20 protein-coding genes and 2 pseudogenes are annotated in these 19,348 nt (G+C 71.7%); 11 read left to right on the top strand and 11 right to left on the bottom strand.

Annotation, left to right across the window (positions count from 1 at the left end):
- Positions 1 to 34: 34 nt before the first annotated feature.
- Positions 35 to 973, top strand: coding sequence for a DMT family transporter (locus A9O67_RS06345; RefSeq protein ID WP_068608541.1), 939 nt, complete (start codon positions 35 to 37; stop codon positions 971 to 973).
- A gap of 20 nt (positions 974 to 993) precedes the next feature.
- Here the strand turns inward: A9O67_RS06345 and A9O67_RS06340 are convergent, their stop codons facing one another.
- The 7 genes from A9O67_RS06340 to A9O67_RS06310 form a co-directional block, all read right to left on the bottom strand.
- The gene (locus tag A9O67_RS06340; RefSeq protein WP_068608539.1) at positions 994 to 1,344 is read right to left on the bottom strand and encodes a nucleotidyltransferase family protein; all 351 of its coding nucleotides are present in this window, start codon (positions 1,342 to 1,344) and stop codon (positions 994 to 996) included.
- Positions 1,331 to 1,645, bottom strand: coding sequence for a nucleotidyltransferase substrate binding protein (locus A9O67_RS06335; RefSeq protein WP_082955414.1), 315 nt, complete (start codon positions 1,643 to 1,645; stop codon positions 1,331 to 1,333). Before A9O67_RS06335 ends, A9O67_RS06340 begins: the two co-directional genes overlap by 14 nt.
- A gap of 82 nt (positions 1,646 to 1,727) precedes the next feature.
- Positions 1,728 to 2,534 (bottom strand): SDR family oxidoreductase, encoded by an 807-nt coding sequence (locus tag A9O67_RS06330; protein ID WP_068608536.1) that lies wholly within the window; start codon positions 2,532 to 2,534, stop codon positions 1,728 to 1,730.
- Between the two features lie 29 nt (positions 2,535 to 2,563).
- Positions 2,564 to 3,478 carry a DMT family transporter gene (locus A9O67_RS06325; protein ID WP_068608534.1) on the bottom strand — a complete coding sequence of 305 codons (915 nt, stop codon included), beginning with the start codon at positions 3,476 to 3,478 and terminating at the stop codon, positions 2,564 to 2,566.
- A 4-nt stretch (positions 3,479 to 3,482) separates the two neighbouring features.
- Entirely contained in the window at positions 3,483 to 4,253 is a 771-nt protein-coding gene (locus A9O67_RS06320; protein WP_068608532.1) for a class I SAM-dependent methyltransferase, read from the bottom strand.
- Positions 4,250 to 4,792, bottom strand: coding sequence for a DNA-deoxyinosine glycosylase (locus A9O67_RS06315; protein WP_068608529.1), 543 nt, complete (start codon positions 4,790 to 4,792; stop codon positions 4,250 to 4,252). Before A9O67_RS06315 ends, A9O67_RS06320 begins: the two co-directional genes overlap by 4 nt.
- The gene (locus A9O67_RS06310) at positions 4,789 to 5,691 is read right to left on the bottom strand and encodes a TatD family hydrolase (protein WP_068608527.1); all 903 of its coding nucleotides are present in this window, start codon (positions 5,689 to 5,691) and stop codon (positions 4,789 to 4,791) included. Before A9O67_RS06310 ends, A9O67_RS06315 begins: the two co-directional genes overlap by 4 nt.
- 54 nt (positions 5,692 to 5,745) lie before the next feature.
- Between A9O67_RS06310 and A9O67_RS06305 the strand changes: the two genes are divergently transcribed.
- Positions 5,746 to 6,528, top strand: a complete 783-nt coding sequence (locus A9O67_RS06305) for an SDR family NAD(P)-dependent oxidoreductase (protein WP_068608525.1) — start codon at positions 5,746 to 5,748, stop codon at positions 6,526 to 6,528.
- Positions 6,529 to 6,661: 133 nt separating this feature from the next.
- Positions 6,662 to 7,648, top strand: coding sequence for a Bug family tripartite tricarboxylate transporter substrate binding protein (locus tag A9O67_RS06300; protein ID WP_068608523.1), 987 nt, complete (start codon positions 6,662 to 6,664; stop codon positions 7,646 to 7,648).
- A 45-nt stretch (positions 7,649 to 7,693) separates the two neighbouring features.
- Here the strand turns inward: A9O67_RS06300 and A9O67_RS06295 are convergent, their stop codons facing one another.
- Complete coding sequence (locus A9O67_RS06295) at positions 7,694 to 8,434, bottom strand: 2OG-Fe dioxygenase family protein (protein ID WP_156682271.1); 741 nt, start codon at positions 8,432 to 8,434, stop codon at positions 7,694 to 7,696.
- 137 nt (positions 8,435 to 8,571) lie between these two features.
- Here A9O67_RS06295 and A9O67_RS06290 point away from each other — a divergent pair, with 137 nt between their 5' ends.
- Positions 8,572 to 9,414 (top strand): DUF2189 domain-containing protein, encoded by an 843-nt coding sequence (locus tag A9O67_RS06290; RefSeq protein WP_068608521.1) that lies wholly within the window; start codon positions 8,572 to 8,574, stop codon positions 9,412 to 9,414.
- Here the strand turns inward: A9O67_RS06290 and acuI are convergent.
- On the bottom strand, positions 9,404 to 10,399 hold the full coding sequence (gene acuI / locus A9O67_RS06285) for an acrylyl-CoA reductase (NADPH) (RefSeq protein ID WP_068608518.1): 996 nt from the start codon (positions 10,397 to 10,399) through the stop codon (positions 9,404 to 9,406). The genes A9O67_RS06290 and acuI overlap by 11 nt on opposite strands.
- A gap of 41 nt (positions 10,400 to 10,440) precedes the next feature.
- Positions 10,441 to 12,204: a long-chain fatty acid--CoA ligase gene (locus tag A9O67_RS06280; RefSeq protein WP_082955413.1), complete on the bottom strand. Its 1,764-nt coding sequence runs from the start codon at positions 12,202 to 12,204 to the stop codon at positions 10,441 to 10,443.
- Positions 12,205 to 12,385: 181 nt separating this feature from the next.
- On the opposite strand from A9O67_RS06280, the gene A9O67_RS06275 reads away from it, so the two are divergent.
- The 7 genes and pseudogenes from A9O67_RS06275 (at position 12,386) to coq7 (ending at position 18,868) form a co-directional block, all read left to right on the top strand.
- Positions 12,386 to 13,597: an MFS transporter gene (locus A9O67_RS06275; protein WP_082955412.1), complete on the top strand. Its 1,212-nt coding sequence runs from the start codon at positions 12,386 to 12,388 to the stop codon at positions 13,595 to 13,597.
- 549 nt (positions 13,598 to 14,146) lie between these two features.
- Entirely contained in the window at positions 14,147 to 15,493 is a 1,347-nt protein-coding gene (locus tag A9O67_RS06270) for a TolC family protein (protein WP_156682270.1), read from the top strand.
- 2 nt (positions 15,494 to 15,495) lie between these two features.
- Positions 15,496 to 16,956, top strand: coding sequence for a multicopper oxidase family protein (locus A9O67_RS06265; RefSeq protein ID WP_068608514.1), 1,461 nt, complete (start codon positions 15,496 to 15,498; stop codon positions 16,954 to 16,956).
- The gene (locus A9O67_RS06260) at positions 16,940 to 17,467 is read left to right on the top strand and encodes a cupredoxin domain-containing protein (RefSeq protein WP_068608512.1); all 528 of its coding nucleotides are present in this window, start codon (positions 16,940 to 16,942) and stop codon (positions 17,465 to 17,467) included. Before A9O67_RS06265 ends, A9O67_RS06260 begins: the two co-directional genes overlap by 17 nt.
- Positions 17,464 to 17,919 (top strand): annotated as a pseudogene (locus A9O67_RS13780) (DUF411 domain-containing protein); the annotation flags it as partial. The gene A9O67_RS06260 and the pseudogene A9O67_RS13780, both read left to right, overlap by 4 nt.
- A 54-nt stretch (positions 17,920 to 17,973) precedes the next feature.
- A pseudogene (locus A9O67_RS13775) lies at positions 17,974 to 18,180 on the top strand (copper-binding protein); the annotation flags it as partial.
- A 22-nt stretch (positions 18,181 to 18,202) separates the two neighbouring features.
- Positions 18,203 to 18,868: a 2-polyprenyl-3-methyl-6-methoxy-1,4-benzoquinone monooxygenase gene (gene coq7, locus A9O67_RS06250; RefSeq protein WP_082955497.1), complete on the top strand. Its 666-nt coding sequence runs from the start codon at positions 18,203 to 18,205 to the stop codon at positions 18,866 to 18,868.
- Positions 18,869 to 18,877: 9 nt separating this feature from the next.
- Here the strand turns inward: coq7 and A9O67_RS06245 are convergent, their stop codons facing one another.
- Entirely contained in the window at positions 18,878 to 19,330 is a 453-nt protein-coding gene (locus A9O67_RS06245) for an OsmC family protein (RefSeq protein ID WP_068608506.1), read from the bottom strand.
- Positions 19,331 to 19,348: the final 18 nt, after the last annotated feature.

Here is a 19,348-nt window from a genome sequence, read left to right as displayed (position 1 = left end):
GGCAGCCCCGCGACGGCTCGGGTACAGTCGCCCCATGCCCCGCGACACGACTGCGCCCCTGACCCCCTCCACCATCGCGCTGCTCACCATTCCGCCCCTGCTGTGGGCGGGCAACGCCGTGGTCGGTCGCATGGCGGCGGCCTGGATTCCGCCCATCACCTTCAACCTGTTGCGCTGGCTGATCGCCTTTGCCCTGCTCGTGCCGCTGGCGCACTGGGTGCTGCGCCCGGGCAGCCCGATGTGGCGGCAGTGGCGGCGCTTTGCCGTGCTGGGGCTGTTCGCGGTGGCGGGCTACAACATGCTGCAGTACCTGGCACTGCACACGTCCACGCCGCTGAACGTCACGCTGGTCGCGTCGAGCATGCCGGTGTGGATGATGCTGGTGGGCCGGCTGTTTTTTGCCGCGCCGGTGCAACGCCAGCAACTGACCGGGGCCGCGCTGTCCTTGAGCGGGGTGCTGGTGGTGTTGTCGCAGGGCCAGTGGGCCAACCTGCTGAAACTGCACTTCGTGCCGGGCGACGCCTGGATGCTGGCGGCCGCGTTCACCTGGGCCTGCTACAGCTGGCTGCTCACCCGGCGCGACGAATCGCCCGAGATCCGGCGCGACTGGGCGGCGTTTTTGCTGGCGCAAACCGCCTTCGGCCTGATCAGCGCCGCCGCGCTGGCGGGCGGCGAATGGATCTGGCTCTCCACCGCCGCGCCCGCAGACATGCCCACCCGCATCCACTGGAGCTGGGCCCTGGCGGCCGTCCTGCTCTTCGTCGCCGTGGGGCCGTCGGTCATCGCCTACCGGTGCTGGGGGGCGGGCGTGCAGCGCGCCGGCCCGACGGTGGCCGGCTTCTTCACCAACCTCACGCCGCTGTTCGCGGCCGTGATGTCGTCCCTGCTGCTGGGCGAAACCCCGCAGGCCTACCACGCCCTGGCCTTCGGGCTGATCGTCGCCGGCATCGCGGTGTCGTCCCGGCGGGGGTGAACGGGCCGGCAGCCCAGGCGTCACTCCCGAGCGGTCGCGGCACCTTCCCCGTGCTGCATCACCACATACCCGGCCTCGATGCGGCGGTGAAACGCCTCGGGCAGGCGCGACCACAGATGCACATCCACCAGCATCGGCAGGGGGCTCGCTTGCAGCGCTTCCTGGAGCTCGCCCCAGCCCTCGACATCGCGCGTGGGGTCGTCGGGATCGCGCAGCACCAAGTCGAGGTCACTGCCTTCGTGCGCGCCGCCAGTGACGCGGCTGCCGTAGGCCCAGACCTCGGCCCGGGGCACGTGCTGCCGCAACAGCGCCCGCAGGGTGTGCAGGTGGCGCGCGGGCAGGTGCAGCCGCGTGGGGTCAAGCGCTGGCATCGAACACCGCCTGCAGGGTCTGCGCCAGTTGCCGCACGTCCCGCAGGTACTGCGGCAACAAAGCGAGTGTCTCGTTGGCAAAGCCCGCGCCATAGTCGTGTGCGGTGTTGTTGCGGTTGGCACGGTAGGCCAGCCAGCGCTCGACCCACGCAGCGTCCAGGACGCCGTGCTTGCCGGCGTGGCGCAGCACATCGTTGAACACCAGGCGGTCCACCTCTCGCGGACTGCCGGTGTAGGCCTTGAGCGCCTTGCGCAGCAGCTTGCCGGCGGTGCGCAGCAGATGGTCAACGTTTAGGGTCATGGTGTGGCTCGCTCCCAGATACCGTGGTGCGCCCGGTTGCGCCAGCTCGTCGCAAGGCCAATCGGCCGCTGCCGACGGTATCTCAAAACGTCCCCGGATACGCCCCGCCGTCGGCCAGGATGTTCTGGCCCGTGATATAGCCGGCCTGCATACTGCACAGGAAGGCGCAGATCGCACCGAACTCCTGCGGCGTGCCAAAACGCCCGGCCGGGATCGCTCTGCGCTGCTGGTGCTCGATGACCTCCAGCGGCTGCCCGGCCTTGTCCGCCGCGGCCTGCAGCGTGGCGCGCAGCCGGTCGGTGGCGAACTTGCCCGGCAACAGGTTGTTGATGGTCACCCCCTTGCCCGCCAGACCGCTGCGCGCCAGCCCGGCCACGAAGCCGGTGAGGCCGGTGCGCGCGCCGTTGCTCAAGCCCAAAATGTCGATCGGCGCCTTGACCGCGCTGGAGGTGATGTTGACCACGCGCCCAAACCCCCGCGCGGCCATGCCGTCCACGGTCGCCTTGATGAGTTCGATGGGCATGAGCATGTTGGCGTCCAGCGCGCGCAGCCAGGTGTCGCGGTCCCACTGGCGAAAGTCGCCCGTCGGCGGCCCGCCGGCATTGGTCACCAGAATGTCCACGTCGCGCCCCGGCCCACCCGCGACGGCAAACAACGCCTCGCGGCCGGCGGGCGTGGTCACATCGGCCGCCACCGTCAGCACGCGGTTGGCCGCGTCGGGCGGCAGTTCGGCGCGCAACCCGGCCGCCGCCGCCTCCAGCGCATCGGCGCCGCGCGCGGCCATCACCACATTCACCCCCTCCAGCGCCAGCGCCCGCGCGCAGCCCCAGCCCAGCCCCTTGCTAGCGCCACACACCAGTGCCCACTTGCCTGCAATGCCCAGATCCATCGCTTGCTCCTGATCGCACGGGTCAGCCGTCATCGGCCCTGCCGGCTCACCCACAACACCCCGGCCAGCACCAGCGCGGTGCCGACCACGATCCAGCCGTTGAACGGCTCGCCCAGCACCAGCACGCCCAGCGCGATGGTGGACAGCGGGCCGATCATGCCGGTTTGCGCCGTCAGGCCCGGGCCGATGCGCTCAATGGCCATCATCACCATGACCACGGGCGCCGCGGTGCACAACACGGCATTGGCCACCGACAACGCAATGACGGGCGGCGCCACCCATGCCGCCGACAGCGGACGCAACAGCACGAACTGCAGCAGGCACAGCAGACAAGCCACCGTGGTGGCCCAGCCCACCAGCCGCAGCGAGCCCAGCCGCTGCACCATCTGGCCACTGTAGACCAGATAGACCGCATAGCTGACCGCGCTGCCCAGCACCAGCGCGGCGCCAGTCACCGTGGACCAGCCGTCGAACCGCACCTCGTGGCCAAAGACCAGCAGCACGCCGGCATAGCTCAGCGCCATGGCGCCGGCCTGACGGCCGGTGATCGGCCGTCGGTACAGGGCCCAGCCCAGCAGCAGCACCAGCGTCGGGTTCAAGTACAGAATCAGCCGCTCCAGACTGGCGCTGATGTACTGCAGGCCCCAAAAATCCAAAAAACTGGCTGCGTAATAGCCCGTGAACCCCAGCCAGACGATGCCGCGCCAGTCGGCCCGCGTCAGCGGCGCGACCGGCTGGCGCTGGCGAAACGTCGCCCACCACAGCATCGCCAAAAACAGCGGCAACGCAAACAGCATGCGGTACATGATCAGCGTCACCGCGTCCACCCCGTAGCGGTACGCCAGCTTGACGATGATCGCCTTGCCGCTGAATGCGATGGCGCCGCCCGCCGCCAGCAACAGGCCGACGCGGCGCGCGGCGGGGGATGGCGAGGGGGGCGACATCAGATCACGGCTCCAGCGGTTGCAGGCTGCGCAGCCAGTGCGGTGCGGGCAGGCGCCAGCGGCGGCGAATGGCGTCGGCCCGGTCGGCCAGCACCTCGCGCGCGGGGCGTTGCGGGGTGCGCTGGGCCAACACCACGGTGTTGCCCTCGGTCGTGGGCTTGAAGACCCACAGCGCCTCGCGACCAAAGGCTTGGGCCAGCGCGGCGAGCGACCGCTCGAAGCTGGCGCGGCGGCCAAACAGGTTGACGGTAAGTGCGCCGTCGTCGGTCAGCAGCGCACGGCAGTCGGCGTAGAACGCCGCGCTGTCCAGCACGGGGGCGCCTGCGTCATGGTCATACAGGTCCACGGCCAGCGCATCCACCGTGCCCTGCCAGGGCGGATGGCGCACCCAGTCCGCCGCATCGCCCACCACCACGCGCAGGCGCGGGCCATCCGCCGGCAGGCGAAACCAGGTGCGGCAGGCCACGACGACCTGGGGATTGAGCTCCACGGCCGTGGTGTCCATGCCCAGCCGCCGATGGCAGAACTTGGTGATGGCCGCCGCCCCCAGGCCCAATTGCAGGGCGCGGCGCGCGGCGACGCTGTCCGGCTCGACGAAGAGCAGCCAGGCCATCATGCGCTGCACATACTCCAGCGCCAGGTCGTTGGGCCGGTCCAGGCGCATGCTGCCCTGGATCCACGGCGTGCTGCCCAGGTGCAGGTGGCGCAGCGGCCCCTCCTCGGAAAAGGTGACGCTGGGCAACGGCGGCGCGGCGCGGGAATGGGCGGGCGTCATCGTGCGTCGGTGGATTGCGGCGGGGCATGCACGGGAATACCGTGGCGGGCCAGCACCTCGGCCCAGGCCGCGGTTTTGCGCGCCAGGCTCCAACTCGCGTTGGCGGGGCTGGTGGAGGGCAGGCGTTCCACGGGCACGCCCAGCGCGCGGGTGTGGCGGGCGTGGCGCCAGCTCTCGCCACCGTTGTGGGCAATGGCGCGCAGCCCGGGGCAGCGTTCGCGCAGGCCGTGCAGATCGTTCAGGCGTGGGCGGCGGATGGCGCTGTCCAGACTGCCCTCACGCTCGCACTCGGCATACACATCCCACAACCCCAGACCATGGTCCAGCAGCGCGGCCACGCGCTGCGCATATGGCCACTGCGGCAACGGCAGCCCCCACAGGGTGCCCAGAATGGTCCAGAAATGGTTGTGCGGATGGGCATAGTACTGCTGAGCCCGCAGCGACGCCACGCTGGGAAAGCTGCCCAGCACCAGCAGCCGCGTGTGCGGCCCCACCACCGGTGGCAGCCCCTGCAGACGCGGCGCTTGCCGATCGCTCATGCCGCGCCCCCGGCGGCTGCGGCTTCCGCCACGGCCGCGTCCGTATCCGGCGCAGGGCCGAGCAAAGCCCGCAGCCGCGGCAGCGCCGCGCAGGCATTGGCCCAGGTGGCGGCGGCCAGGGCCGCAGGGGCCAGGCCGCGCAGCCGCGCGATCTCGGCCCCGATGCGCGGCAGCTCCGCCGGTGAGTTGCGGCCCTGGGGGCGGCCCGCGGCCCGCTCGGCCGCCGTCACATACAGCCACTGGGGCGGAATGTCCGGGGCGTCCGTCTCCAGCACCAGCGCCTGCAGCGGCAGCGTGGCGGCCAGCTCGCGCAGGCGCCGCGCGGTGTCGAACGTCACCGCGCCCCCGAACCCCAGACGCCAGCCCAGCGCCACGAAGGCCTGCGCCTGCTGCAGGCTGCCGCTGAAGGCGTGGGCGATCCCACCGCTCACCGGGCGGCCGCTGGCCGCCTGGGCGCGCAGGCCCGCCAGCAGCGCATCGGCCGAACGCCGCACATGCAGAATCACCGGCAGGCCAAAGCGCTGCGCCAGCCCCAATTGCGCGCGATAGAAGTGCTGCTGGCGCGCGCGCATGGCCTCGGTGCACAGCTCGGGCACGAAAAAATCCAAACCGATCTCGCCCACCGCCACCAGCCGGGGGTCGTCGCGCGCATCGGCCAGCGCCTGCTCCAGCCGGTACAGGTCGTCGTCGCTGGCCTGGGGCACATAGAGCGGGTGGATGCCCAGGGCATAGGCGTCGCCCGTTTGATGGGCCAGCGCACGCACCGCGGCAAAATCGCGCGCCTGCACGGCCGGCAGCACACAGCACGCCACAGCCGCCGCCCGGGCCCGCGCGCGCTCGGCCAGCGCATCGGGGCCGAATTCGGGCGCATCGAGGTGGCAGTGGGTGTCGATCCACATGGGATCCCGATTATGGTTCAGCACGCCTGCGGCCACCGGTGCCAGAATGCCGGCATGAACCGTCGTCACCTGACCATCCTGACCGGGGCCTCGCGCGGGCTGGGCCGCGCCATGGCCGAGCAGTTGCTGGGCCCGGATCGGCTGCTGCTGACCATCGAACGCCGGCCCGACCCGGCGCTCGCCACACTGGCCGCGCGCAGCGGCGCCCACCTGGAGCAGTGGAGCCAGGACCTGGCCGAGCCGGCCGAGACCGCCGAGCGGCTGGCCCGCTGGCTCGACACCCTGGCGCCGGCCACGCTGGCCAGCGCGACGCTGATCAACAACGCCGCCGTGCTGCCGCCGATTGGTCCGCTGCAGTCCAGCCCGGCCGAGGCGCTGTCGCGCGCCCTGCGCGTGGGGCTGGAAGCGCCCATGCACCTGACGGCCACCTTTTTGCGTGCCACCGACCACTGGGTGCAGGCGCAGGACTGGGATGGCCCGCGGCGGGTGCTCAACATCTCCTCGGGTCTGGGGCGCTACGCGATGGCGGGGCAGTCCATCTACTGTGCGGTCAAGGCCGGGCTGGACCACTTCAGCCGCTGCACGGCGCTGGACGAGGCCCGCCGCCCCCGCGGGGCACGCATCGTCTCGCTGGCGCCCGGGGTCATCGACACGGACATGCAGGTGCAGATGCGCGCCGGGGATCCGGCGGGCTTTCCGGACCGGGATCGCTTCGTGCAGCTGCACGCCCAAGGGCAGCTCACGCCAGCGCATCAGGCGGCGCGCCGGGTGCTCGCCTGGCTGGAGCGGCCGGATTTTGGCGACCCGTGCGTGGCCGATGTGCGCGACGCCGGGTAAAACACGCCGAGTGCGGTGCGCGTGCTCGCGCGCTGGGCAGGCTGACGGGCAACGCATAATCCGCACACACACAGGCGTCCCTGCCGACGCCCGCCCAGCGGATCGCCCCACCACCCCTTTCCGGAGGTTTCCGATGCCCCTGCTCCCGACATCCCGCCGCACCTGGCTCAAGACCGGACTGGCCTGCGCCGCCGCCGGCCTGGGCGCCCCGCTCACCGCCCTGGCCGACAACCGGACCGTGAAAATCCTGGTCGGTTTCCCCCCCGGCGGTGGTACGGACGCCATCGCGCGCCTGCTGGCCGAGCCGCTGCGCGAGGCGCTGGGCGCCCCGGTGATCGTGGACAACCGGGCCGGCGCGGGCGGGCAATTGGCGGCCCAGGCCCTCAAGGCCGCTGCGCCGGATGGCACCACCCTGTTCCTGTCGCACGACCACACCATCTCCATCCTGCCGCAGGTGCTGCGCAATCCAGGGTTCGATCCGGCCAAGGACTTCGTCGCGGTGGCGGGCTTTGCCACTTTCGTCAACGCGCTGGCCGTCTCGGGCGGCACCCCGGCCAAGACGTACCGCGACTTCGTCGCCTGGGTGCGGCAGCAGGGTGGCAAGGCCAACGTCGGCATCCCCGCCCCGGCGTCGGTACCGCAGTTTCTGGTGCAGTCGCTGGCCAAGCGCCAGCAGCTCGATCTGGTGGCCGTGCCCTACCGCGGCAGCGCGCCCATGATGGCCGACATGTTGGGCAATCAGATCCCGGCCGGCGTAGGGTCGGTACCCGACTTCATCGAAAACCACAAGGCCGGCAAGGTGCAGATCGTCGGCGTCATGGGCCGCACGCGGCAGGCCATCCTGCCCGACGTGCCGACGTTTGCCGAGCTGGGCATCCCTGGCTTCGAAGAGGTGCCCTACTACGGCCTGTTCGCCCCGGCCGGCACGCCCAAGGCGGCGCTGGAGCAGGTCAGCGCCGCGCTGGCCAAAGCCCTGGCGCAGCCCGCGGTGCGGGATCGCCTGACGGCGATGGGGTTGACGGTCGGTCACATGAGCGGCGAGCAACTCGCCCAGCGCGAGCGCGCCTACACCGAAGTCTGGGCCCGCATCATCCGCGACAGCGGCTTCCAGCCGCAGTGACACCCCGGGCGCCGCCGTCCCGCGGCGCCCCGATCGATCGCCCCATCAATCGCCCAAAAAGCCGCCGGCGCGGTAGGTCAGCACCAGCGTGTCGCGCCAGCCGAGCACGCCCTCGGTCTGCGGCTGGATGGGTGTGGTCTCGTGGATGACGCGTGCGTCGTCCAGCAGCAGCACGGACCATGGCTCGGTCAGCGTAAAGCGCTGGCCATTGGGGCCGTCGGCCTCGAACACGCGGCTCTCGCCCCCCTTGATGCCGTGGCGGCCGACCAGAAAAACCGCCACCAGATCGACTCCGTCGCGGTGCGCGCCCTCGGGCGTGGGGCGGCCGATGCCCCCCGTGGTGTCGATGCGGAAGGGGTGGGCCTCCACATACCAGGGCTGCGCGCCTTTGAGGGCGGACACGACGGCCCCGGTGCGCTGCAGCAGCCGTGTCCACGCCGGCTGGGCGACCAAGGCGTCGGTCAATGGGGCGAACCAACGCCGCATGCCCCCGTGCAGCGCGTTGTACTCCACGGGCTGATAGTGGGGCCGCTCGGGCATGGGCCGCACGGCCTCGCCCTCGACGACGAAGCAGCCATGCCGGCGCCGGCGGTAGCGGCCGCCGTCCTTGAGGTAGCGATCCGGCGGCAGGTCGTCCCAGGCGGGTTGCAGCGCCGTCAGGGCGGCAGCGTCCAGCCCCAGCCAGGCCCGCACCGCCGCCGCGCCAAGCACCGCATACCCCTGGCGGGCCAGGGTGGCGTCGAGCTGATCGGCGGCGACGGTGGGCGGGTCGAAGTGCGCAATCATGGTGCACCAAGTGTAGCCGGCCCGCTCGGCCGCGCTGCGGGTAAACGCTATGGACGCCGCCGCCGCAGCGGTCTATGTTTGGTGTTTGACAAAAATCAAATGCCGAGCAGGACACGCACCATCGCGGAGGGACATCCATGGCAGCCACCCACCCCGAATCGACCGACACCGGCCCCCACGACACGAACCGCCCGGACACCGAGGCCGGGCGGGAGTCGGTTTTTTCGCTGCCGCTGGCCTCGCTGAGCCCGGGCGATCCGCTGCGCTGGCTGGCCCGGGGCTGGCAGGATTTTCGTGCCTGTCCGCGCATCGGGCTGTTTTACGGCGCGTGCTTCGCGCTGATGGGGCAGGCCCTGTGGCAGGCCTTCCAACATGCGCCGGCCTATGTGCTGGCGCTGAGCGCGGGCTTTTTGCTCATGGGGCCGTTTTTGGCGCTGGGGCTGTACGACACCAGCCGCGCGCTGGAGGAGGGTCGCAGCCCCTCGCTGCGTGCGTCGCTGTGGGCGTGGCGGCCCACGCTGTCCACCATGGCCATCTTTGCCGGCGTGCTGCTGATCCTGGAGATGCTGTGGGGCCGCGCCTCGCTGGTGGTGTTTGCGGTGACGATGAACACCATGCCCTCCAGCGAAAACATGCTGGCCGCGCTGCTGAGTCTGGACAACCTGGAGTTTCTGGTCACCTATGTGGTCGTCGGCGCCATCTTCGCGGGGCTGATCTTCGTCAGCAGTGCGATTTCCATCCCGATGATCCTGGACCGGCAGACGGATGCGGTGTCGGCGGCCCTCACGAGTTTTCGCGCCTGTTTGCAAAACCCGGGGGTCATGTTCCTGTGGGGCGCGTGGATCACCGGGCTGTGCGTGCTGGCGATGCTGCCGGCCTTCTTGGGGCTGCTGGTGGTGGGGCCGGTGCTGGGCCATGCCACCTGGCACGCCTACCGGCACATCGTGCCGGCGCCGGCCCGCAGCGACGTCACGCGTTGACGTCAACGACCAGCCGGCCGCGCACCCGCCCGGCCAGGACGTCGTCGGCCGCGGCGATGGCATCGGCCAGGGGAATGGTGCGCGTCATGCGCGCCAGCAGCGCCCGGTCCAGTTCGGCGGCCAGCCGCTGCCACGCCGTGCGGCGGCGCGCCAGCGGGGCCATGACGCTGTCGATGCCGTATAGCGTCACCCCGCGCAGGATGAACGGCGCCACCGTGGCCGGAAAGTCCATACCCTGCGCCAGCCCGCAGGCCGCCACCGCGCCGCCGTAGCGGGTGCTGGCGCAGGCGTTGGCCAGGGTGTGGCTGCCCACCGCATCCACCACGCCGATCCAGCGTTCTTTCTGCAGCGGCTTGCCGGGCGCCGCCAGCGTCGCGCGGTCGATCACCTCCGCCGCGCCCAGGGCCTGCAGATAGTCCGCCTCGTGCGGGCGGCCGGTGGAGGCGACGACGCGGTGTCCGGCACGCGCCAGCAGCGCGATGGCGACGCTGCCCACGCCGCCGCCCGCGCCGGTCACCAGCACGTCACCGGCACCGGGCGCCACGCCCTGCGCCGCCCAGTGGGCCTGCAGCGCCATCACGCACAACATGGCGGTGTAGCCCGCGGTGCCGATGGCCATGGCGTCCCACGCCGTCAGGCCGGCGGGCAGCGGCAACAGCCAGTCGGCCTTGAGGCGCGCGCGCTGCGCCAGCCCGCCCCAGTGCACCTCGCCCACGCCCCAGCCGTTGAGCAACACGGCGTCACCCGGCTGAAAGCGCGGGTCGTCGCTGGCCTCTACCGTGCCGGCCAGATCGATGCCCGGCACCATGGGGAACTGCCGCACCACCGGCGAGCGCCCGGTGATGGCCAGCGCGTCCTTGTAATTGAGGGTGGAGTGCGACACGCGCACCGTCACCTCGCCGGCGGGCAAACGGTCGTCGGCCAATTCGGTCAGCGCGCAGCCGTATCCGGCGTCGGTCTTGTCGATCAGCAGGGCTTGGAACACAGGCAACTCCGTCAGGGATGGTCCGGGGGAATTCTGGCACGTCAGGCCGCGGCCGGCGCGGCGGTCCGAGCCGCTTCCTGCAACAGCCGCCACATCACCTTGCCGCTGCCGCTCTTGGGCAGGGCGTCCACGAACTCCACCAGCCGCGGGGCTTTGTACGCGGCCATGTGCTCGTGGCACCAGGCGATGATGTCCGCCTCGCTGACGGTGCCGCGCGCCGCCTGGCGCAGCACGACGACCGCCTTGACCGTCTCGCCCCGGTAGGCGTCCGGCACGCCGATGACGCAGGCCTCGGCAATCGCGGGGTGGCGGAACATCAGCGCCTCGACCTCGGCCGGCCAGACCTTGAAGCCGCTGGCATTGATCATGCGCTTGAGGCGGTCGGTGATGAAAAAGTAGCCGTTGTCGTCCACCCGGCCCAAGTCCCCGGTGCGGAAGTAGCGCCGCCCCCGGTGCTCGAAGAACACGGCCGCCGTCGCATCCGGGCGCTGCCAGTAGCCGTCGAAGACCATGGGACCGCTCACGACGATCTCTCCCGCCTCGCCGGGGGGCAGCTCCTGCAGGGTGTCGGGGTCCACGACGCGCGCGTCGCAGCCGATGAAGGGCACCCCCAGACACTGGGGCTGCGGCCGGTCCGGCGGGTTGTGGTGCGAGGGGGCCGCGGTCTCGGTCAGGCCATAGCCTTCCACATAGCGCAGGCCAAACTGGTCGAGCAGGCGTTGCGCGACCGCCGCGGGCATGGCCGCGCCACCCCCGCCGATGAACACCAGGCTGGACAGGTCGTAGTGATCGAAGTGCGGACTGGCCAACAGGTCGATCACCATGGTGGGGATGTTGGTCCAGTGCGTCACCCGCCAGCGCGAGATGAGCCGGCCCGCCAGATCCCGGTCCCAGCGCGGCATGATCACCGCCGTCGCGCCCAAATAGACGCTGGTGTGCATGCCGGCCACCATGCCGGTGATGTGGAACATGGGCACCACCAGCAGCCCGATGTTTTCGGCGGTACCATTGGTCCAGACCGCGGCGGCCACTGCGTTGTGCATCAGCGTGCGGTGCGGATGCATGCAGCCTTTGGGCAGTCCGGTGGTGCCGCTGGTGTACGGCAGCACGGCCAGATCGTCCGGCCCCACCTCGTGCGGCGGCAGGGGATCGGTGCAGGCCAGGGCCTGCGCCCAATCCGCCACGCGGCCCTGCGTCAGCGCGGGCAGGGGGTGGCGCGTGGCCAGCCACTCACGCCAGGCGGGGGGCACCGCCTCGCCGTCGAAGGCATCGTCGGGCATCGCATCGCGGTAGTGCAGCACCAGCAGGTCGCGCAGGCGCTGCTCGGGCGGCAGGGCGTCGTCGGCCGCGCACAACGCGGGGGCCAGGTCGGCCGCGGCGATGGCCACGCGGGCCTGCGGATCGGTGATGTAGTGGCCCAGCTCGTCGGCCTTGTTCATCGGGTTGACCGGCACCACCACCGCATTGGCCCGCAGGATGCCGTAGTAGGCGACGATGAACTGCGGGCAGTTCTGCAGGAAGAGGATCACGCGATCGCCCCGCCGCACACCGCGCGCGGCCAGCCAGGCGGCGATGCGCTCGGCTTGGCGCTGCAGCTCCGGATAGGTCATCACCCGGTCGAAAAAGACCGTCGCGGCCTTGTCCGGGTACCGCCGCGCGCTCACCTCCAGGTTGAACCAGAGCGACGTCTGGGGCGGCTGGATGGTCCGCGGCACACGCGCGGGCCAAACGCGGGCATGCGGCCGGTCGTCGCCGGCGCTGGGGGCATCGCTGGGGGGATGGGTCGCGGACTCGGCGGTGCTCATCGGGCAGTCTCCTCGGATCTTGTCATGCAGTCGTGGGGTGGTACGGTGGGGCCGTGCCGCCACCGCGCAGCATAGACAGCGCGGGGCCCGCTCGCCAAGGACGGGCCTGTCTCGTGCGAGACCGGCACACCGTCACCCGCGTGCCAGGGCACACCGCAGCCGCCGACTACCATGCTCCCCCATGGCCAACCCCGCGCCCTCCTCCGGTCCAACACCCCACGCCCCGGCGCCCGCCGCGCCCCTGCCGGGGCTGCTGTGGCTGTTTGCGGCGTGCAATTTCGTGATCGGCACTGGGGCCTTTGGCATGACGGGCTACCTGGGACCGGTGGCCGACGGGCTGGGGGCCAGCGTCGGCGCCGCGGGGCAGACCATGACCGTCTACGCGCTGGCCAACGCGGTGCTGGCCCCGCTGCTGATGGCGCTCACGGCCCGCTGGCCACGGGCGTGGGTGATGCAGGGGGCGCTGGGCCTGTTCGCTTGCGGCACGCTGCTCGGCGCCGCGGCGCCCAATCTGACGGTGCTGATGGTGGGACGGGTGCTGATGGGCGCGGGCGCGGTGTTCACCCCGATTGCCGCCGGTCTGGCCGTGCAGTTGGCGGCCCCCGAGCAGCGCGGACGGGCGCTGTCGCGCACCTTTTTGGGCATGAGCCTGAGCTATGTGCTCGGCATGCCCTATGGCGCCTGGCTGGGCCTGCAATGGGGCTGGCGCTGGCCCCTGTTGAGCGTGGGGGCGGCCGCGCTGCTGATCGGCTGGCTGCTGCACCGCCGCCTGCGCGCCGGCATGGACGCCGGCGGGACCTCGCTGCGCGGCATCGGCGCGGTGCTGCGCCGGCGCGACGTGGTGCTCGCGCTGCTGCTGACGCTGCTGTACTTCACGGGCATCTTCGTCGTGACCGCCTACATGGGGCCGGTGCAGCTCGCGCTCAATCCGCTCACGCCGGGCGGGCTGAGCGCGCTGCTGGCCGGCATCGGCGCGGCGGGCGTGGTGGGCACCCTGGGCGGGGGCTGGGCGGCCGACCAACTGGGGCCTCGGCGCACGATCGCGCTGCTGTTGGCCTGTCTGCTATTGACCATGATCGCCGTCCCCTGGACAGCCGGGCACCTGGCCTGGACGGCCGTCGCCTTTGCGGTGTGGACCGTCTGCGGCTTTGGGCTGATGACCCCGCAGCAGTCCCGTTTGGCGGAGCTGGCGTTCACCCAAGCCCCCCTGCTGTTGAGCCTGAACGCCTCGATGGTCTACATCGGCACGGCCCTGGGCTCCGCCATCGGCGGCGCGGCCATCCCCGTCGTGGGGTTCGAGCGTCTGGCGTGGCTGGGCGCGGTCTTCGTCGCCGCGGCGCTGCTGACCCTGGCGGTCAACACGGCACCGCCGCCGGGTCCGCGCCCGCGTTGAATGGCGCCCGGCGCGTGGGGCTGAACGGGGGCGCGGCAGCACGGAACACCCGCCACCGCTATGTAATGGCGGCCATGCGTCGCGCACTGGTGTGGTTGCCGCTGGCTCTGCTGCCCTGGCGGTTGTGGGCAGCGGATGCCATGGCGCTGCAGTCCTGCCACGCGCCAACGCCATCGGTGGCCACACCCATGGCCCCGCAGGACCATACGGCCTCGCACCATGCGATGCACGCCGAGGCGCCCGCGCACGATGCCGCACGGCACGCGGCGCACACGCCGTCGGATGGGACCGCTGCTCACGACTCGGCCCATAGCCTCCACGCGGGATGCTCCCTGTGTGACATTTGTCACAACACGGCGATGGCAGCGCCTGCGACAGTGGCATTCGGCAACCCTGTCCCGCATCGCTGGGGCCTGACCCAGGCGCACCTGCCACCGACCCCGGCGATGGCCCCGCCGCACAAACCCCCGATCGCCTGAACCGGCCCGCGTTCCGTCGCCGGCGGCCTGGTGCGCCGCCGCGCGCCCGTCCCGTTTCCGGAGATCGTTCATGCCCCGTGCTCATCCCGGGCGGCGTGGGTGGGGTCTGCTGCTGTTGGCGGCCCTGACCACCGCGCACGCCCAGATACCCCATGTTCACCCCGGTGGCTCGCCCCCCGGCACGTCCACCCCCGCAGTCCGCGCGGCCCCTTCGGCTCCAACGGCTCCAACGGCCCCGCCATCCGGCCCTCCGCCGGCGGGGGATGCCCTCACCGACCCCGCCACCGCGTGGCGCGCGGCCAACGACGCCGTCGGGGCTTTCCCGCGCGGACACGCCGACATCCTGCGCTGGGAACAGGCCCAGGGCCTTGGCCCGCGCCCGGCACCCGCGCCCGACACCGCCACCTGGTCCCTGGACGAGGTGGTCCGTCGCGCCCTGCTGGCGCGTCCCGATCTGCTCGTCACCCCAGGGTTGGGGACGACCGAGCGGCTGCGCCTGGCGCAGGCCGCGGCGGCCGTCGTCCGGGATGCGCAAGCCGCCTGGATCGAGGCGGTGGCGGCGCGCCAGGTGCGCCGGCTGGCCCAGGACGCCCACACCGCCGCCGACGCGGGAGCCGAGCTGGCCCGGCGCATGCGCCAGACCGGCAACTTCAGCGCCGAGCGGCAAGGGCGCGAAACCCTGCCGCTGTGGGACGCCGACGCGCGTGTGGAGCACGCCATCGCGGCCGAACAGCAGGCCGTGGTGCAGCTGTGGCAGCAGATCGGTGGCGGCGAATCCCCCGAAGCCCTGGCGCGCCACCTGCCCGACACCCTGCCCGCGCGGCCCAGCCTGGCGGCAACCGATGTCCGCGCCACCTGGGCCGCCCAGGTACGCGAGCGGCACCCCGACTGGCGCCGCCTGCAGCTCGACGCCCAGCGGCAGCGCGCCGCGTTGCCCCCGGGTGCCTGGGACGAACTACAGACCGCCTGGGCGCAGGCCGTCGCGCGCGGCCTGCCGGACGCTCCGCGGTGGGATCCGACCGCCCCGCGCTGGCCGCACGCCTGGGACCAGGCGCTGGCGGCGCACGCCGCGCTGACACGGCTGGAGCGCCGGCTGGACGGCGACCTCGACCTCGCATGGGCCAACGCCCGACGCGCCGCGGAACGGGCCGAACGCCAGCGCCACCGCGTCCTGCCCGCCCTGCAGGCGCTGGAGGAAGAAACCCTGCTGCGCTACAACGGCATGCTGGCCAGCACCTGGGAGGTGCTCGCCGCCGCGCGCGAGCGCATCGCCGCCCAGCAGGCGGCGGTCACCGCCGAACGCGACGCCTGGCTGGCCTGGCTGGACCTGCAAGCCGTGCTGGCCGGCCTGCCGCTGAGCGAACGGGCCATGTCCGCCCCTGCCGATGCCCCCGCCACCCCCGCGAAAGGCCACTGACCATGGAACGCCGCCGATTTTTTGCGCAGGCACTCGCCGGCACCGCTGCCGTGGCCAGTGCCGCCGTGGCCCGCCACGCCCTGGCCGGCCTGCCCGAGCCCGTCATCCGCACCGGCACCGACACCGCCGGGCCGTGGATCCCGCCCGGTGTCACCGGCGCCGGCCGTCCCTACCGCCCCGTCGTCACGCTCAACGGCTGGACGCTGCCGTTTCGACTGAAGGACGGTGTCAAGGAGTTCCACCTGGTGGCCGAACCGGTGGTGCGCGAGTTTGCGCCCGGCTTCACGGTCAATCTGTGGGGCTACAACGGTGCCAGTCCCGGCCCCACCATCGAGGTGGTGGAAGGCGACCGGGTGCGCATCTACGTCACCAACCGGCTGCCCGAGCACACCACCATCCACTGGCACGGCCAGCGCCTGCCCAACGGCATGGACGGCGTGGGGGGCCTGAACCAGCCGCAAATCCCGCCCGGCAAGACCTACGTCTACGAGTTCGTCGCCCGCCGCCCGGGCACCTTCATGTACCACCCGCATGCGGACGAGATGGTGCAAATGGCCATGGGCATGATGGGCTTCTGGGTCACGCACCCCAAGGGCCGACACCCCTGGATCGCCGAGGTGGACCGCGACTACTGCTTCCTGCTCAACGCCTTCGACGTCACGCCGGGCGCGCGCACCCCCAACGTCAACACCATGCTCGACTTCAACATCTGGGCCTGGAACAGCCGCGTCTTCCCCGGCATCGACCCGCTGGTGGCGCGCCTGGGCGAGCGTGTGCGCGTGCGCATCGGCAACCTGACCATGACCAACCACCCCATCCACATCCACGGCATCGAGTTCGAGGTCACCGGCACCGACGGCGGCCCCACCCGCCCGGAGTCGCGTTGGATGGAGGTGACCGCCGACATCGCCGTGGGGCAGATGCGGCAGATCGAATTCGTCGCCGACGAGGAAGGCGACTGGGCGATGCACTGCCACAAGAGCCACCACACCATGGGCCCCATGGGGCATGGTGTGCCCACGATGATCGGCGTGGACCATCGCGGCCTGGTGCAGCGCATCCAGCGCGTCGTGCCCGACTACATGGTCATGGGCGAACGCGGCATGGCCGACATGGGCGAGATGGAAATGCCCTTGCCCGACAACACCGTCCCGATGATGACCGGCACCGGCCCCTACGGCCCGATCGAGATGGGCGGCATGTTCACGACCCTGAAGGTGCGCCGCGACCAGGCCCCGGGCGACTACCGCGACCCGGGCTGGTACCGCCAACCGCCGGGCACCCAGGCGCGCCCGGTCGAGATGACCGAGGCCCCCGCTCTGGCGCCGGCCGGTGCGCCGCAGGGCGCCGGCCACGGCCACCATGGCCACCATGGCCACCATGCCAACCCCGCCGCTCCCACCACGCCCGCCCCCTTCGACGCCCGCAAACCCACCGGAGGACACCATGGCCACCCCCACTGACCCCCTGCGCCGTGCGCTGCTGGCCGGCCTGTCGGCCCTGCCCCTGCTGGCCACCGCCCATGGACCACAGAGCCACGCCTCGCATCCCCGCGCCGCCGCGCTGCCCCCGGAGCAAAAGCCCTGGGGCATCGCGGGTGACCCCGCGCGCGTGACCCGCACCATCGAAATCCGCATGGGCGACGACATGCGCTTTCAACCCGACCGCCTGGCCGTGCGCGAAGGCGAGACACTGCGCCTGCGCGCCGTCAACCGCGGGCGGGTGATGCACGAGATCGTGATCGGCACGCCCGAGGAACTCGCCGCCCACGCAGAGCTCATGAAAAAACACCCCGGCATGGAGCACGACGAACCGCACATGGCCCATGTCCCGCCCGGGCGGCGCGGCGATATCGTCTGGCACTTCAACCGCCCCGGCGACTTCGCGTTTGCGTGCCTGATCGCCGGCCACTTCGAAGCGGGCATGGTCGGCCGCATCCGGGTCGAGCCCGCTGCACAGGAGAAGACACCATGAAACGACGCGACTGGATGCGCTGGGGCGCAGCATGGCTGGCCGCCTCGGGCACGGGGCTGGGCATGGCCCAACCCGCCGCCCCCCTGGTGGAGGTGTGGAAAGACCCCCAATGCGGCTGCTGCAACGACTGGATTCGCCACCTGGAGGCCAACGGTTTTCGAGTCCAGGCCTTTGACAGCGGTAACGCCGGCATGCGCCAGCGGCTGGGCATGCCGCAGGCGCTTGGCTCCTGCCACACGGCCCGGGTGGGTGGTTATGTGGTCGAGGGCCATGTGCCCGCGGCGGACATCCAGCGCCTGCTGCGCGAGCGGCCTGCGGCGCTGGGCCTGTCCGTGCCGCGCATGCCGGTGGGCAGCCCGGGCATGGACGGCCCCGAGTACGGCAACCGCCGCGACCCCTACGACGTGCTGCTCGTGCAGCGCGACGGCTCCACCCGGGTCTATGCCAGCTACCACCAGACGCAGTCGGCCGCCCCGGCGGCCACCGCCGACCGCTGGGCCGAAGGCGAGGTGCGGCGCATCGACACCGCGGCGCGCAAGATCACCTTGCGCCACGGCGACATCCCCGATCTGGACATGCCGCCGATGACCATGGTGTTCCAGGTCCGCGATCCAGCCCTGCTGCAGGGACTGCAACCGGGGGCACGGGTGCGGTTTCGCGCGCAGAAGGCCGATGGGGCCTACATCGTGACCGACATCAAAGCGGCCCCGTGACGTCTGCGCTAGGATGGGCGTCATGACTTCGTTCATCGATGCCACCCTGATCACCGCCGACAACGCCCTGCGCACGTTGTTCGCCCCCCACCGCGCCGCGCGACCGACGCCCGCCGTGTCCGCCGAGCGGCAGGCCGAGGCCGCGCAGATGACCGAGTCGGAACGCCGCCTCTCCGGGGCGCTGATGCGCGTCAACCACGTGGGCGAAATCTGCGCGCAGGCGCTCTACACCGGACAGGCGCTGGCGGCCCGGCTGGGCCCCGGCCGTCCGGAGGAGCGCGAACGCACCGCCCGCCACCTGGAGGCCGCCGGGCAGGACGAGACCGATCACCTGGCATGGTGCCAGCAGCGGCTGGACGAGCTGGGCGACCGCCGCTCGCTGCTCGCGCCACTGTGGTACGCCGGGGCGCTGACCATCGGCGTGGCGGCCGGTCTGGCCGGGCGCGGCATCAGCCTGGGCTTCGTCGTCGAGACCGAACGCCAGGTCGAGGCCCACTTGGACGGCCATCTGGACCGCCTGCCGGCGCGCGACCATCCGTCGCAGGCCATCGTGGCGCAAATGAAGGCCGACGAAATCCGCCATGCGCGCGATGCGCAGCAGGCCGGCGGTGTGGAGCTGCCGCCCCCCGTGAAGTGGGCGATGCGCGCCGCCGCCAAGGTCATGACGACGGTCGCACACCGGATCTGACCGCGCGGGTCAGTCCACTTCGATCAGCTCGTAGCTGGTCGTGATCTGCGCCGTCTTGCCCAGCATGATGCTGGCGGAGCAGTATTTTTCGTGGCTGAGCTGGATGGCGCGCTCGAGCGCGGACGCCGGGATGCCCTTGCCGTGCACCACGAAGTGCATGTGGATCGAGGTGAACACCTTGGGCTCGGTCTCGGCCCGGGTGGCGGACATCTTGACCTGACAGCCCCGCACGTCGTGCCGGCCACGCTTGAGGATCATCACGATGTCGAACGAGGTGCAGCCGCCGGTTCCGGCCAGCAGCAGCTCCATGGGCCGGGGCGCCAGGTTGGCGCCGCTGGTCTCGGGCTTGGTGGGGTCCGCGGCCCCGTCCATCGCCACGATGTGACCGCTGCCGGTCGCGGCCACGAAACCCATGTTGGAGCCGGCGCCCGCGGCGCCGGTCCAGGTGACGGTGCATTCCATCCAACTGTCTCCAAAACG

It is taken from the genome of Tepidimonas fonticaldi (assembly GCF_001675355.1).
Taxonomy (GTDB): domain Bacteria; phylum Pseudomonadota; class Gammaproteobacteria; order Burkholderiales; family Burkholderiaceae_C; genus Tepidimonas; species Tepidimonas fonticaldi.
This window is presented reverse-complemented; position numbering and strand designations above follow the sequence as displayed.

Bases quoted from the DNA above. Each gene is read 5' to 3' on its own strand.
- A9O67_RS06295 (WP_156682271.1), bottom strand. From the start codon at position 8,434: ATGATTGCGCACTTCGACCCGCCCACCGTCGCCGCCGATCAGCTCGAC.
- A9O67_RS06290 (WP_068608521.1), top strand. From the start codon at position 8,572: ATGGCAGCCACCCACCCCGAATCGACCGACACCGGCCCCCACGACACG.
- A9O67_RS06265 (WP_068608514.1), top strand. From the start codon at position 15,496: ATGGAACGCCGCCGATTTTTTGCGCAGGCACTCGCCGGCACCGCTGCC.
- A9O67_RS06300 (WP_068608523.1), top strand. From the start codon at position 6,662: ATGCCCCTGCTCCCGACATCCCGCCGCACCTGGCTCAAGACCGGACTG.
- A9O67_RS06335 (WP_082955414.1), bottom strand. From the start codon at position 1,645: ATGACCCTAAACGTTGACCATCTGCTGCGCACCGCCGGCAAGCTGCTG.
- A9O67_RS06315 (WP_068608529.1), bottom strand. From the start codon at position 4,792: ATGAGCGATCGGCAAGCGCCGCGTCTGCAGGGGCTGCCACCGGTGGTG.
- A9O67_RS06305 (WP_068608525.1), top strand. From the start codon at position 5,746: ATGAACCGTCGTCACCTGACCATCCTGACCGGGGCCTCGCGCGGGCTG.
- A9O67_RS06330 (WP_068608536.1), bottom strand. From the start codon at position 2,534: ATGGATCTGGGCATTGCAGGCAAGTGGGCACTGGTGTGTGGCGCTAGC.
- A9O67_RS06310 (WP_068608527.1), bottom strand. From the start codon at position 5,691: ATGTGGATCGACACCCACTGCCACCTCGATGCGCCCGAATTCGGCCCC.
- A9O67_RS06260 (WP_068608512.1), top strand. From the start codon at position 16,940: ATGGCCACCCCCACTGACCCCCTGCGCCGTGCGCTGCTGGCCGGCCTG.
- A9O67_RS06280 (WP_082955413.1), bottom strand. From the start codon at position 12,204: ATGAGCACCGCCGAGTCCGCGACCCATCCCCCCAGCGATGCCCCCAGC.
- A9O67_RS06345 (WP_068608541.1), top strand. From the start codon at position 35: ATGCCCCGCGACACGACTGCGCCCCTGACCCCCTCCACCATCGCGCTG.
- A9O67_RS06340 (WP_068608539.1), bottom strand. From the start codon at position 1,344: ATGCCAGCGCTTGACCCCACGCGGCTGCACCTGCCCGCGCGCCACCTG.
- coq7 (WP_082955497.1), top strand. From the start codon at position 18,203: ATGACTTCGTTCATCGATGCCACCCTGATCACCGCCGACAACGCCCTG.
- A9O67_RS06325 (WP_068608534.1), bottom strand. From the start codon at position 3,478: ATGTCGCCCCCCTCGCCATCCCCCGCCGCGCGCCGCGTCGGCCTGTTG.
- A9O67_RS06245 (WP_068608506.1), bottom strand. From the start codon at position 19,330: ATGGAATGCACCGTCACCTGGACCGGCGCCGCGGGCGCCGGCTCCAAC.
- A9O67_RS06320 (WP_068608532.1), bottom strand. From the start codon at position 4,253: ATGACGCCCGCCCATTCCCGCGCCGCGCCGCCGTTGCCCAGCGTCACC.
- A9O67_RS06270 (WP_156682270.1), top strand. From the start codon at position 14,147: ATGCCCCGTGCTCATCCCGGGCGGCGTGGGTGGGGTCTGCTGCTGTTG.
- A9O67_RS06275 (WP_082955412.1), top strand. From the start codon at position 12,386: ATGGCCAACCCCGCGCCCTCCTCCGGTCCAACACCCCACGCCCCGGCG.